Origin of the sequence: Rhizobium sp. P32RR-XVIII (assembly GCF_012641395.1) — a bacterium.
Taxonomy (GTDB): domain Bacteria; phylum Pseudomonadota; class Alphaproteobacteria; order Rhizobiales; family Rhizobiaceae; genus Rhizobium.
In genome coordinates, this window is the sequence record NZ_JABAIH010000002.1 from 160023 (window position 1) to 173318 (window position 13296).

The window sequence follows — 13296 nt, forward strand, 5'->3', positions numbered from 1 at the left end:
CGGTCATGATAGCGCCGATTCCGGGCGCGGCCGTTGGGAGGCGGAATGCTGACGAACTTGACACACAGTCTGAAGGACGTGGGCAGCGGGCTGCTGCGCCCTTTGAATCAATCCGAGCTCAAGCTGGCACTGGCCGACCTTCAGGACATCGGCAAGAGTGAACCGGCAGTCGCTAGGATGCTGAAGGCTGGCGGTCCGCTCTGCGATTTCATCGCTGCGGCGCTCACTCTATCGCCTTACCTTCGCGAGGTCGCCAATATCGATGGTGCGATTCTCGCCGCCGCCATTTCATCGCCGCTAGAGCCCGAGATCGACAGGCTGATTGCCGAGGCGCGCGACTGCTGGCAGCCCCGGGATGGGATCGCTCCCACGGAAACTGCGGTCATGAGCCGGCTGCGCACCGTCAAGCGAAAGGTGGCGTTTCTTGTCGCGCTGGCGGATCTCGCCAAGCTTTTCGACGGACGGCGGACGACGGCGTGGCTGAGTGCGCTCGCCGAAGCTTCCGTCGCTGCGGCGATCGATCATCTGCTGCTATCAGCCCATGAGAGCAGCAAGCTGCAGCTGAAGAACACCGAAAGCCCGAGCGAAGGTTCGGGATTGGTCGTGCTCGGAATGGGCAAGCTCGGGGCGTCGGAACTCAACTATTCGTCTGACATCGACCTCGTCGTCTTCTTCGACGAGCACGCCGGCATCGTGTCCCAGCCGGACGACGCGATAGACATCTTTCCGCGGCTGATGCGGCGGCTGGTGCGCATTCTTCAGGAGCGGACCGCCGACGGTTATGTCTTCCGCACCGATCTCCGGCTGCGCCCGGATCCGGGCTCGACGCCGCTTGCGATCCCGGTCGATGCAGCCATGATCTATTATGAGGGACGCGGCCAGAACTGGGAGAGGGCAGCCTTTATCAAGGCCCGCCCCGTCGCCGGAGACATGCAAGCGGGTGAGGCCTTTCTGCGCGGGCTCGTGCCGTTCGTCTTCCGCAAATACCTGGACTACGCCGCGATCGCCGATGTTCATTCGATCAAGCGCCAGATCCATGCGCACAAGGGCCACGGCACCATCGCGGTGAAGGGGCACAACGTCAAGCTCGGCCGCGGGGGTATCCGCGAGATCGAATTCTTCGTCCAGACGCAGCAGCTGATCGCCGGCGGCCGGATGCCGGCGCTGCGTTGCCGCGGCACGGAGGAAGCGCTTGCCGAACTTACCAAAGCGAAATGGATCGATCCGGAAACGCGCGACGAGCTGGCGGAGGCCTATTGGTTCCTCCGCGATGTCGAGCATCGCATTCAGATGGTGCGCGATGAGCAGACGCATCTGCTGCCGGAAACCGAAGCCGAGCTGAAGCGCATCGCGTTCATGATGGGCTTTACCGATACGTCGAGCTTCTCGGAGCGGCTGGTAGAGGTGTTCCGGACCGTCGAGCGGCGTTATGCACGGCTCTTCGAACAGGAAGCCAAGCTATCGACCCATGGCGGCAATCTGGTGTTCACGGGGCAGGGCGACGATCCGGACACGCTCGAGACGCTGAAGCAGCTCGGGTTCAAACGCCCGTCGGACATTTCCCGTGTCATCCGGACCTGGCATTACGGCCGCTATCGCGCGACGCAATCCGTCGAGGCACGGGAGCGGTTGACTGAGCTCGCTCCGGATTTGCTCCGCGTTTTCGGAGAAAGCGAACGCGCGGATGAGGCACTGCTGCGCTTCGACAATTTCATTTCCGGCCTGCCTGCGGGTATTCAACTCTTTTCGCTGCTGGGCAGCAATCCGGCTCTGCTGTCACTGATCGTGAACATCATGTCCTCGGCACCGAAGCTTGCCGAAGTGATCGCCGCCAAGCCGCATGTTTTCGATGGCATGCTCGATCCCGGGCTCATGGCGGAGCTGCCGACGCGCGACTATCTTGCCGAACGGATTCGCGGTTTTCTGGCGCCAGCCCGGCACTATGAAGAGGTCCTAGACCGGTTGCGCATCTTTGCGGCCGAACAGCGTTTTCTGATCGGCATCCGCCTGCTCACTGGTGCAATCAGAGGCGCGATGGCCGGTCGCGCCTTTACCCATCTGGCCGATCTTGTTCTCGAAGCGGCGCTCGAAGCGGTGATGAAGGAGATCAGGGCGACGCATGGAGATTATCCAGGCGGCCGTGTGGCCGTCGCCGGCATGGGCAAGCTCGGCAGCTTCGAACTGACTGCCGGCTCCGACATCGATATTATTCTCCTTTACGACTACGAGGATGACGCAGGTGAATCCGACGGGCCGAAGCCGCTCGATGCGACGCGGTACTTCACCCGCATCACGCAGCGGCTGATCTCCGCTCTTTCTGCACCGACGGCGGAAGGCGTGCTCTATGAGGTCGACATGCGCCTTCGGCCCTCGGGCAACAAGGGACCGGTCGCCACTCGCATCAAGTCCTTCGAAAAGTATCAGCGCGAGGAGGCCTGGACCTGGGAGCACATGGCGCTAACGCGGGCACGCCTCGTGTGCGGCGACAGGGAACTGATCAGTGAGGCTGAGCGCATCATCGCCGAGGTGCTTTCGTCGAAGAACGACCCGACGCGGATTGCGAAGGATGTCTCAGAGATGCGGGCCTTGATCGAAAAGGAGAAGCCGCCGGCGAGTATCTGGGATTTGAAGCTCATTCCCGGCGGACTGATCGACATCGAATTCATTGCGCAATACCTGCGGCTCGTGGCCTCTGCAAAGGGCCTCGTCATCAATGAGGACGACTTCAACACGGCGGGTCAGCTGAAGCTTCTCGGCGCGGAGTTGATGGATCGTAACGACCTGGAGCTCTGCCTGGCGGTGCTGTCGCTTTACACGGATATTTCGCAGCTCATCCGACTCTGCATTGACGGCGAATTCGATCCGGAAAAGGCGCCCGCCGGTCTAATCGAGCTGGTGTGCCGGGCAGGTGATTGTCCTGATATCAAGACGCTTGAAGGCGAGGTCAAGCGGCTTTCGAAAAATGTTCGGAAGGCATTCCAGGCAACGCTCAAGCGATAGCAGGCTCGTCTGGAATGCGGAAGGAGACGACGGTGCCGATCGATTCGCGCGAGCGGATCCGCATCCTGCCTCCGTGAAGCGTCGTCAGCGAACGGGAGATGGCAAGGCCGAGGCCGGAGCCGCCCTTGCTCTTGGCATATTGGTTCTGCACTTGCTCGAAGGGTTGCCCGAGCTTGGTGAGGGCATCGCGTGGAATACCAATGCCGGTGTCGGCGATCGTCACGACAACGCCAAAGGCGTCGCGGCGGGTGCGCAGCGCGACACGGCCGCCCTCGTTTGTGAACTTGACCGCATTTGAGAGAAGGTTGAGCAGGATCTGCTTCATGGCGCGGCGATCTGCGATAAGCGTCATGCCGTCGCAAATGCGCTGCTCGATAACAATGTTTTTCGCGGCAGCCGGCATGGTCGTGAAGCGCAGGCTCTCCTCGATCAGCGGCGCAAGATCGATCGTCTCCCGCTGCAGCCTCATATGGCCCGCCTCGATCTTCGACATATCGAGGATGTCGTTGATGACATTGAGCAGGTGTTTGCCGCTCTCGTGGATGTCATGCGCGTATTCGTCGTATTTCAATGAGCCGAGCGGACCGAACATCTGGTTTTGAAGAATGTCCGAGAAGCCGAGGATGGCGTTGAGCGGCGTGCGGAGCTCATGCGACATGTTGGCGAGGAACTCGGACTTTGCCTTGTTCGCCGCCTCCGCGCGCTCCTTCTCAGCCAGGTAATTCGTATTGGCGACCGAAAGCGCGGATTTCTGGCTTTCAAGGGTCTGACGCGATGCCTTGAGGTCAGCGATGGTCGCGATGAGGCGACGCTCTGAGTCACGCAGGCGCTCCTGGTTGCGCTTCAGAAGCGTGATGTCGGTGCCGACCGACACCATGCCGCCGTCGCGGGTCCGGCGCTCGTTGATCTGCAGCCAGCGTTCGTCGGCAAGCTGGACTTCCGTCGTGCGGGAATGGCCAGGCCCCTCGGCATCCGCCATGCGGCGCTCGATCACCGGCCGGGCGGCGGCGGCATTGACGGTGCTGCGTTCGGTACCGGGAACAAGCACGCTGTCCGGAAGCCCATAGGCCTGCTGGAAATGCGTGTTGCACATCACGAGACGGTCGTTCTTGTCCCAGAGGACGAAGGCTTCCGAGGTGCATTCGATGGCGTCCGCAAGGCGCTGGTCGGCCTCGGCGTAGCGCTGTGCAAGCCGGTGCTGCTCGGTCACGTCCATGGCGATGCCGATCATGTGGACGCGGCCGGAATTGCTGCGGATCATCTGGGCGCGGGCGCGCATCCAGACATAGTGGCCGCTGGCGTGGCGCATGCGGAAAATCTGGTCGACCTGGCCAGAGCTGCCCTTGACGATCGACCGCGCAATTTCGTGCAGCCCGCCATCGTCCGGATGCATCAGCCGGGCCGCATCGGCGAAGGACATCGTCTTGTCCGAAGCTGCTAGGCCGAGCATGTCATACATCGAGCGCGACCAGAAGAATTCGCGGTTGTCGAAATCGAAATCCCAAAGTCCGCAGCGGCCGCGCGAGAGCGCGGTTTCGACGCGCTGGTTCGACTCGACGAAGATTTCATCGGCTTCGCGTGCCCGCCTGACCTGCATGTAATAGGCATACAGCACCACCAGCAGGATCGACGAGACGCCCGCAAACAGCGTGACGTTGAGCGTCAGCTCCTCGCGCCACAGCCTGCCGATTTCGTGCAGCGAGGTCGCGGCGATGATATAGCCGCCGGCGCTGCCGACCAAAGTAATTTCGGCATAATGCGGATTGCCGCCGATTGTCGTTTCGATCACATCGGCCCGATCGCCGAAGCGGCGGATGGCGGAGACCTCGGGAAAGAAATCGGCGACATTCGACCCGACATAGGAAAGGCCTGCCGTGGAAGCGGCAAAGACCTTGCCGCTCGCCTCAACGAGCAAGATGAAGGAATTGCTGTCGAGGCGGTCCTGCGGCAGGAATTTCTGAAGTTTCGCCTGGGCCTCCACAGCATTGCCGTTTTCGAACAGATCGCCGGCGTCGGCAAAGACAGCCGCGGCGGTTGCCGCCGAAAGCGCGGTCGTATGCCGCGCCGCCGCCCCCATGCGCGCGTACTCGGACATCATCCCGAAGAGATGCGAGGCTGCGACAACGGCAAGGAAAGCAACGATCAGGGCCGGTATGGCGCGCTTCAGAAGGGTTTCGGCTTGCGGAAGGGAGCGTGAAATCGACCTGGAGGAAATCGGCCTGGAGATGGGGGTGGTGCGGCTGAGGGCCTGACCTCGCCAAGCGCGAAGCGCCTCAAAATCGACACGCAGCCGTCCCTCGGCCGCAGTTGCCCGCCGCACGTTCATCATCGCTATCGCCTTGATCCCTCATGTGATTCGCGCGCCGCTCGCGTGAACCTCACTCAATGAATCACTACTGATTCGCCGTGTCCAGAGAGAAAGGTAAAATTCTATTAACTATTTATAGGTGCTCGTGTTTTGCGAGTCGGTTTCGAGGCGCGGTTCGTTCCGGCAGCGCCTCGACGCGCAAATCACCCCTTGAGCGTCCGTTCGACAATATCCCGAACGTCAGTCGAAAGGCCGGGCGCTTGCTCGATCTCCGTGAGAGCGTCATGGGCGAAACCGGCGCGGACCGGCTCCAGCGATCGCCACGAACGCATCGACGTTAGGAGGCGGGCGGCAAGCTGGGGATTGCGCCGGTCGATATCGAGGATCTCGTGGGCAAGGAAGCGGTAGCCTTCACCATCGCCACGGCCGAAGCCAGTGGGATTGCTGAAGACAAAGGCGCCGACCAATGCGCGCATGCGGTTCGGATTGGCACGGTTGAAGAGCGGGCTCTCCATAAGCCCGCGGACCCGGTCGAGGGTTCCTGCGCCAGGAATGGTTGCCTGCACGGAGAACCACTTGTCGATGACGAGGGCATTTTCCGCGAAGCGGTCGCGGAAAGCCGAAAGAGCGGTGATCGCTTCGCCGCTTTCCGGAAAGCGATGCGACAGGATCGACAGTGCATGCAAGAGTTCGGTCATGTTGTTTGCGGCGTCGAAGGTCGCCTTGGCGCGCGCCGGGCTGTTTTCGGCATAGGACAGATAGATCAGCGCGGCATTGCGCAGCGCACGGCGGCCGGCGCTTTTTGCATCCGGGCTGAAATCGCCCGGTGTCGTCATCTTTTCGAACAAGTTGGCGAAGAGGGCGGCGCCCTGATCGGCAATCTGCTTCATGGCGGCCTGACGCCCGGCGTGGATCGCGTCCGGGTCGTTATTGCCGCCGAGTTCGCGGGCTATATCGGACTCGCTGGGCAGCGTCAGCGCCTGAGCGCGCAACGCAGGTTCAATGCTTTCGTCGCCAGCAGCGGCGAGCAGCGCATCGACGAAGGTCGATCCGCAGGCGACTGGCTTGCCCTCACGCGCATCGCGCGCCGCCTGCAGCAGGTTCGGCAACGCGAGGTCGCTCAGCGCCTGCCAGCGGGCGAAATGATCCGTCTCGTAGCGGGCGAGCAGAGCAAGGTCGGCGGGCGACTGGTCGAAATGCAAATTGATCGGCGCTGAGAAGCTGCGGTTGATCGAAACGACCGGCCGTGCGGCGACGCCGTGAAAGACGGCGGTCTGGGTGCGGCCAGTCAGATGCAGCACTTCGCCGGCATATTCCGCGCCGTCAACCGATGCCGGTACGATTTGCGCTCCGTCCTCGGCGAAGAGCGCAAGGCTGAGCGGGATGTGCATCGGCTTCTTGTCGGTCTGGCCCGGCGTTGCGGGAATCATCTGCTCGAGCGAAAGGCTGAAGGTCTTGGCGCTCGCGTCATAGCTACCGGACCCCGTGACGAGCGGCGTTCCCGCTTGATGGTACCAAAGCGAGAACTGCGCTAGATCGGCACCGCTCGCATCTTCGAAGCACTTGACGAAGTCCTCAATGGTGACCGCCTGGCCGTCATGGCGATCGAAATAGATGTCCATGCCCTTCTTGAAGGTGTCCTTGCCGAGCAGCGTGGCGATCATGCGCGTGACCTCGCTGCCCTTTTCATAGACTGTCGTAGTGTAGAAGTTATTGATTTCCCGGTACTTTGTCGGACGGACGGGATGCGCGAGCGGGCCGCTGTCTTCCGGAAACTGCTCCGACTTCAGGTGCCTGACTTCGGCAATGCGCTTGACCGCGCGCGAACGCTGGTCGGACGAGAACTCGTGGTCGCGATAGACCGTCAGACCTTCCTTGAGGCAGAGCTGAAACCAGTCGCGGCAGGTGATGCGGTTGCCGGTCCAGTTGTGGAAATATTCATGCGCGATGATCGCCTCGATATTGGCATAGTCGGCGTCGGTTGCCGTTTCCGGATCGGCAAGGACGTATTTGTCGTTGAAGATGTTGAGGCCTTTGTTCTCCATCGCGCCCATGTTGAAGTCGGACACGGCTACGATCATGAAGATGTCGAGATCATATTCGCGGCCGAAGACCTCTTCATCCCATTTCATCGAACGCTTAAGCGCGTCCATGGCATAGGCCGCGCGCGGCTCCTTGCCGTGCTCGACATAGATCTTCAGCGCGACCTCGCGGCCGGAGATCGTCGTGAACGTGTCTTCGACAACGCCGAGGTCGCCGGCAACGAGCGCGAAAAGGTAGCTCGGCTTCGGATGCGGATCGAACCAGGCGGCGAAATGCTTGCCTTCGCCGTAGCCGGCACCGCCGAGAAAGTTGCCGTTGGACAGCAGAAGCGGGTTGGCGGCCTTGTCGGCGATGATGTTGACCGTATATGGCGCCAGCACATCCGGGCGATCCGGGAAATAGGTGATGCGGCGGAAGCCCTCGGCCTCGCACTGGGTGCAGTAGATGCTGCCGGTGCGGTAGAGACCCATGAGCTGGGTATTGGCTTCGGGGTTGATGATCGTCGTGATCGTCAGTTCGAAGGGGTCGGTTGCCGGAAGGTCGTAGACTGTCAGGCTCTCGGACGTTGCCGTAAATCGCTCCGAGGGCATCTCCACCTGATCGAAGAGCAGGCCTGCGAGGGAAAGCTCGTCGCCGTCGAGGATGAGCGGCGCCTTCGCATCGACGCCCTCGCGGCGATGGAAAATCAGGCGTGATTCGACTTTCGTTTCTGTAGGATCAAGCTCAAAGGTCAGGTCCACACGTTCCAACACAAAATCGGTGGGGCGGTAGTCTGCCAGATTGATGACCTGGCCCATGTCTGTACGCATTGTGTTCCCTGAAGACCGTTGTCGATGCCTGAGGCAGAAGCGAATGCTCTGCCGTTAAATTTGCCGGCATAATTACAATAAAGTCTGAAATAACTTTAAAGCGAATGCAAGCAAAGCAAGTTTCATGGACGCAATGGTGGAGATGCTTGGAGGACAAACCGCGCTATCTCAGATTGAGCACAGACCGCACGCCAACATCGTCCCCGGTCCGCTGAACGACACCCGTACCACACCCATCCGACTGCTGATGAATGTTGGCCAATGAAAATGTACGGGAGCGAAGAACCAAATATTGTCATTTTTGACTGTTCATCGGACAAAACGCCTGCCACAGTCATGACGCGTCGAATCTGGCGTGCTTTCCTGCCATAAACAACTTTAACGCGAGTTCTGACATGCAGTCGGCCTTTGGAAATCCGCTGAGAGGTATTGCGTTCAAAGTGGCCTCGGTGGTCGTCTTTCTCGGCATGCAAACCTTTATCAAACTTGGCGGTACAAATATCGCGCCGGGGCAGGTGACGTTCTATCGCTCCTTCTTCGCGCTCTTTCCGATCATGGCTTACCTGGCCTATCGCGGGCAGCTGAAAGCGGCCTTTTATACGGCAAATCCGATCGGCCATCTGAAGCGCGGCACGATCGGGATCGTTTCCATGGGCTTCGGCTTCTACGGTCTTTTGCATCTGCCGTTGCCGGAGGCGATTGCACTCGGCTACGCAATGCCCCTGGTCGCGGTCATATTCGCGGCAGTGTTCCTCGGCGAGACGGTCAGAATCTACCGCTGGAGTGCCGTCTTCTTCGGTATGGTGGGTGTCGCCATCGTCTCATGGCCGAAGCTGACGCTTTTCAGGCAGGGTGGCATGGAGGCGGAGCAGGCGGTGGGAGCGATTTGCGTCCTGATTGCCGCCGTGCTCGGCGGCATGGCGATGATCCAGGTTCGCAAGCTGGTCGAAGAGGAAAGGACGGCCACGATCGTTCTTTACTTCTCGATCATTGCATCGCTCTTTTCGCTGGCGACGCTGCCATTCGGCTGGGCTTCGCTCGAACTTCGGACGGTGCTTCTGCTGGTCGCGGCCGGTTTTTGCGGCGGCGTTGCACAAATCCTTCTGACGGAAAGCTACCGTCATGCGGAGGTATCGACGGTGGCACCCTTCGAATACACCTCGATCCTTCTCGGCGGCATCGTGGGTTATTTCGTCTTTGGCGATGTCCCCGGGGGGCATATGATGGTCGGAACGGCGATTGTCATCGCAGCCGGGATATTCATTATCTACCGGGAGCATCAGCTCGGTCTGGAACGTCGCCGCGCGCGGCAAGCGGGCGGGCCGAAGACCTGAGTATATCGATAGAGTTATGGCCGCTCACTGGCGAAATCTTAGGATACCAACCAGTCTGCGAATGTGGTTCTTGAAAATGACGAAACGTCATTTATTCAAAGCCTTGCATGTCTGATTGGCCGCTGATGCCGGACCTGGTTCCTGCCCTTCGCTGCCCCGAACGCTGGCTTGCGAGCGGAGGTGCGTATGAGCTTTACGGCGGAACAACTGTCGCGGCATCCCGGCTTTCTGCTCAGCATCCGTCATCTAGCTGGCACTTTGCGGAGCATGTTCGATGCCGCTCCGCGTCTCGCCCGCATGCTCACCTCCCATCAGCGCTGGCTGCTCACCCAAACAGCCTATGCGCTTGCGATGCAGCATGATTCCAACGATCCCTCGTCGGGCTTTTCGGCAGTCGCGTTGACGGCTCTCATTACCCAATACAAGGTGGCGAGCCGCAACACTGTTCTAAACTTCATCGAGGAACTCTTCACCTATCGCTTTATCGCGCATGCATCGGGCGAGGCGGGGCGCCGCCGCCCGCGCCATTTCGGACCCACCGAAGTCAGCCATCAGGCCATGTGCGGATGGCTTCTCGCCAATCTCACCGCCCTCGATTTGTTGGACGACAGCGGTCGCGCCGCCTATTTCCAGGCGCACCCTGAACTGATCCGGATCGCTCAGCCTCTGCTTGCTCGCAACTGTCTTGAAGATACCGCCTGGCGGGAGCCGCCCGCGCAGATCGGACTCTTTTTGTGGACGGCGGCTGGCGGGCTGGTGGTGGATCACCTCTTGGCGAGGGTCGATATCGATGGCACGGATGCGGAGAGATTTAGCGTCGGGCGGGTCGAAACCCGCAATCTTGCCAGCGATTTCATGATGTCGCGAACGCACCTGCAGCGTCTCTTCGCAAAGGCGGTACAGCGGGGCTGCGTCGGATGGTACGACGAGCCGAAGAAGACGGAACTCTGGGTCTCGCGCGAATTTGTCCGCGAATATTGCGCATGGCAAGCGGTCAAATTTGCCTATGTGGATCAAGCTTTCCACTTCGCCAGGGCAGAACTCGAGCGCATGCCGGTCAGGGCGCCGGAAACGGTCTAGCGCATTCGCGCGATTTCCTGCACTGGAGGTGATCGCGCTCAACTTCCTCGAAGCCCGGACCGCCGCGCTGATGCGCTCGAAGCGAGATCAGACCTTCAGAGGTTATGAAGCAGCAGCCCGATGCCGGGCCGCACATTCATCTCAATATTCTTGAAAATCCGCGAAGATCGCGGCAGGGCGCGTCGTCCGGCTGCTGATGCCGGTGCCGCGGGCGATCATCTGCTCGTTGGTGGCAAAGCCAAGACGGCTGTAGCCCTGTGTGGTGCGAACCGGATCGCTTGCTACGCGCAGGGTTTCAAACCCGCAGTGGATAGGACGAAAACGTGTGCTCATTGCCTTGGTTCCTGTCAGATTCCTCCCAAGACACGTCATATATTGCAGCGCAGCATCGATTCCGCAATGCATTATATTAAAATGCAGGTATGCGGAGCGCGCATGGATATTGTCATAAAGAGTTGGTATTCGGCTATTTTGTAAGCAGACCAACTGATGTGAGCCGGGAGCGAAACGCCAGCAGATCATTCCAGGCAAGTCGCTTGTTGATGGGCGCGGTCAGCAGATCCTGAGGATGCAGCGTCGCGATCGCTGGTATCGGAATCGATCCCGCGCCGATCTCCTTCCACTGGCCCCGCAGACCATGAATGCTGTCGTTTTCGCCGAAGAAGAAGCGAGCGGCGAAATTGCCGAACAGCAGGATGACCTTCGGTTCAGCGAGGGCGATCTGGCGCTCGATAAAAGGCCTGCAGATGTCCATTTCGGCAGCGGAGGCAACCCGGTTGCCCGGCGGACGCCAGGGGATGACCTGCGTCAAAAGAATGTTTGTGCGATCAAGTCCGATCGCCGCCAGCATCTTGTCGAGCAATTGGCCGGGCCGTCCGGCAAACGGCATCCCCTCGCGATCGTCATCGGCACCCGGCGCCGAGCCGATCACCATGATGCCGCTTTCAGCATTGCCGGTGGCAAAGATCGTCGAACGCGCGCTGTGCTTGAGGTTGCAGCCGTTGAAGGCTTCGAGTGCAGTCTTGAGTTCGGCAAGCGATCGGGCGCTCTCGGCGGCAAAGCGCGCCTGCTGCACTGCTTCGCCATCGGGAATGGCAGGCTGCGGCCGGGCGGCGGCGCGTTCGGCCGGCGCGGGCGCCTGGCGTTGCGTTGCCGCTGGCGGCTGCCGATCGGCTGGCGGGAGGGGCTGCGCAGCAGGGGCAGCGTTACGCCGCGCGGCCTTCATCGTCTCGAACTCGGCGAAGCGGTCGATCGCTTCCTCCTCCAGCAGCCATTCGACGCCGGCTTCCGCATGGAAATGCAAAAGCGCGGCAAGCTCGGCCGGAGAGAGTTCGTTGACGGAAACCATTCGGCGACCTTAGCGAAGTGGCAGCGGCAATGAAAGGGTAGGCGGCACCGCCCGCGGCTATTGCACAGTCCATTGCGCGATGTCCTCGCGCTCGCCGATCAGCGCAAGCCCGTGGGCGATGGAGAGAAGCTCGCCGCCCGTTTCGATCCTGTCGTGATCGAAGCGTTCGGTGAAGATGCGGCGGACGGCCGGCACAAAGGAGGTCCCGCCGGTCAGGAAGACCTTGTCGATGGCATCGGCGCTGGTCTGCGTCTTCTCCAGCACTTCGTCGAGCGCGCCTTCGATCCGCGAGAGATCATCGGCGATCCAGCTTTCGAAGTCCTTGCGTTTTATGGTTCGGTGACCGCCGCGGCCGAGCGGCGCGAAATCAAAGGGTGCTTCCTCTGCGGCAGAGAGCGCCATCTTGGTGGCCGAGACGGCCTGATAGAGCGGGTAACCCTCGTCGTGGTCGACCAGATCGATGAAGGTTTCGAGCTTCTCCGGCTCGAGCGCCGTGCGCACCAGCTTCCTCAGATCCTCGAATTCACGAGAGGTCTTGAAGATCGACAGCTGGTTCCAGCGGCCGAAGCTGGAATAGTAGTTCGACGGCACTTCAAGGATCTTGTCGAAGCTCTTGAAATGACTCCCCTTGCCGATCTGCGGCGCGACGATGTTGTCGATCATCCGGTAGTCGAAATGATCGCCGGCGACGCCGACGCCCGAATGGCCCATCGGCGTGGCGGTCAGCATGCCGGCAATGGTTTCGAAGCGGATCAGCGAGTAGTCCGTCGTGCCGCCGCCGAAATCGGCAACGAGCACCGTCGCGTCGGACTTCAGGTTCTGCGCGAAGTAGAAGGCGGCGGCCACCGGCTCGTAGACGTAGTGAATTTCCGGAAAGCCAAACCGCGAGAGTGCTTCGTTGTAGCGCTCGGTCGCCAGCGCTGGGTCGGGATTGGCCCCGGCGAAATGCACGGGCCGTCCCGCGACGATACGGCTGACCTCCGTCGACCAGTTGTCGCCTGCGTAGGTGCGCAGCCGCCTGATAAAGATTTCCATCAGGTCCTCGAAGCTATGGCGCTTGGCGTAGATCAGGGTGCCTTGGAAGAGGGCACTTGCCGCAAAAGTCTTGATCGACTGCAGGAAGCGACACTCGCCGGGATTGTCAATGAACTGCCGGATCGCTGCATGTCCCGCCTCGACCTTCAGGGCTGCTCTCCCAAGCTGCGGATCCTTCATGAAGGAGAGCGCCGTACGCATGCTGTCGGCGGTGCCCGCCGCGCTTGTGAACGCCATCGAATGCGTCGTCCCGCCATTCGCCGTGGCGAGAACCGTGTTCGTCGTGCCGAAATCAAGACCCAGCGCCTGAGCCATGGCCGCACCTCTTTAAGCCGATTG

The 13296-nt window shown here is 60.8% G+C and carries 8 protein-coding genes; 3 read left to right on the top strand and 5 right to left on the bottom strand.

The genetic code is table 11. The features are described 5' to 3' along the window. Positions 1-45 precede the first annotated feature (45 nt). Positions 46-3000: a bifunctional [glutamine synthetase] adenylyltransferase/[glutamine synthetase]-adenylyl-L-tyrosine phosphorylase gene (locus tag HGP14_RS05800; RefSeq protein ID WP_168828915.1), complete on the top strand. Its 2955-nt coding sequence runs from the start codon at positions 46-48 to the stop codon at positions 2998-3000. On the opposite strand, the gene HGP14_RS05805 is transcribed toward HGP14_RS05800, so the two are convergent. Together HGP14_RS05805 and pepN are read right to left on the bottom strand one after the other, a co-directional pair. Next, the gene (locus HGP14_RS05805) at positions 2990-5329 is read right to left on the bottom strand and encodes a PAS domain-containing sensor histidine kinase (RefSeq protein WP_168828916.1); all 2340 of its coding nucleotides are present in this window, start codon (positions 5327-5329) and stop codon (positions 2990-2992) included. The genes HGP14_RS05800 and HGP14_RS05805 overlap by 11 nt on opposite strands. Before the next feature lie 182 nt (positions 5330-5511). Next, complete coding sequence (gene pepN, locus HGP14_RS05810) at positions 5512-8160, bottom strand: aminopeptidase N (RefSeq protein WP_168828917.1); 2649 nt, start codon at positions 8158-8160, stop codon at positions 5512-5514. A 395-nt stretch (positions 8161-8555) separates the two neighbouring features. Here pepN and HGP14_RS05815 point away from each other — a divergent pair, with 395 nt between their 5' ends. Together HGP14_RS05815 and HGP14_RS05820 are read left to right on the top strand one after the other, a co-directional pair. Further along, positions 8556-9494, top strand: coding sequence for a DMT family transporter (locus HGP14_RS05815; protein ID WP_168828918.1), 939 nt, complete (start codon positions 8556-8558; stop codon positions 9492-9494). Between the two features lie 186 nt (positions 9495-9680). Beyond that, positions 9681-10574 (top strand): hypothetical protein, encoded by an 894-nt coding sequence (locus tag HGP14_RS05820; RefSeq protein WP_168828919.1) that lies wholly within the window; start codon positions 9681-9683, stop codon positions 10572-10574. Between the two features lie 141 nt (positions 10575-10715). On the opposite strand, the gene HGP14_RS05825 is transcribed toward HGP14_RS05820, so the two are convergent. From HGP14_RS05825 to HGP14_RS05835, 3 genes are all read right to left on the bottom strand, one after another. After that, positions 10716-10907 (bottom strand): hypothetical protein, encoded by a 192-nt coding sequence (locus HGP14_RS05825; RefSeq protein ID WP_168828920.1) that lies wholly within the window; start codon positions 10905-10907, stop codon positions 10716-10718. A 133-nt stretch (positions 10908-11040) separates the two neighbouring features. After that, positions 11041-11922, bottom strand: coding sequence for a uracil-DNA glycosylase family protein (locus HGP14_RS05830; RefSeq protein ID WP_168828921.1), 882 nt, complete (start codon positions 11920-11922; stop codon positions 11041-11043). A gap of 57 nt (positions 11923-11979) precedes the next feature. Then, positions 11980-13272: an Hsp70 family protein gene (locus HGP14_RS05835; RefSeq protein WP_168828922.1), complete on the bottom strand. Its 1293-nt coding sequence runs from the start codon at positions 13270-13272 to the stop codon at positions 11980-11982. Positions 13273-13296 lie beyond the last annotated feature (24 nt).

Coding starts and splice junctions, on each gene's coding strand:
- HGP14_RS05800 (WP_168828915.1), top strand. CDS start 46: ATGCTGACGAACTTGACACACAGTCTGAAGGACGTGGGCAGCGGGCTG.
- HGP14_RS05805 (WP_168828916.1), bottom strand. CDS start 5,329: ATGATGAACGTGCGGCGGGCAACTGCGGCCGAGGGACGGCTGCGTGTC.
- pepN (WP_168828917.1), bottom strand. CDS start 8,160: ATGCGTACAGACATGGGCCAGGTCATCAATCTGGCAGACTACCGCCCC.
- HGP14_RS05815 (WP_168828918.1), top strand. CDS start 8,556: ATGCAGTCGGCCTTTGGAAATCCGCTGAGAGGTATTGCGTTCAAAGTG.
- HGP14_RS05820 (WP_168828919.1), top strand. CDS start 9,681: ATGAGCTTTACGGCGGAACAACTGTCGCGGCATCCCGGCTTTCTGCTC.
- HGP14_RS05825 (WP_168828920.1), bottom strand. CDS start 10,907: ATGAGCACACGTTTTCGTCCTATCCACTGCGGGTTTGAAACCCTGCGC.
- HGP14_RS05830 (WP_168828921.1), bottom strand. CDS start 11,922: ATGGTTTCCGTCAACGAACTCTCTCCGGCCGAGCTTGCCGCGCTTTTG.
- HGP14_RS05835 (WP_168828922.1), bottom strand. CDS start 13,272: ATGGCTCAGGCGCTGGGTCTTGATTTCGGCACGACGAACACGGTTCTC.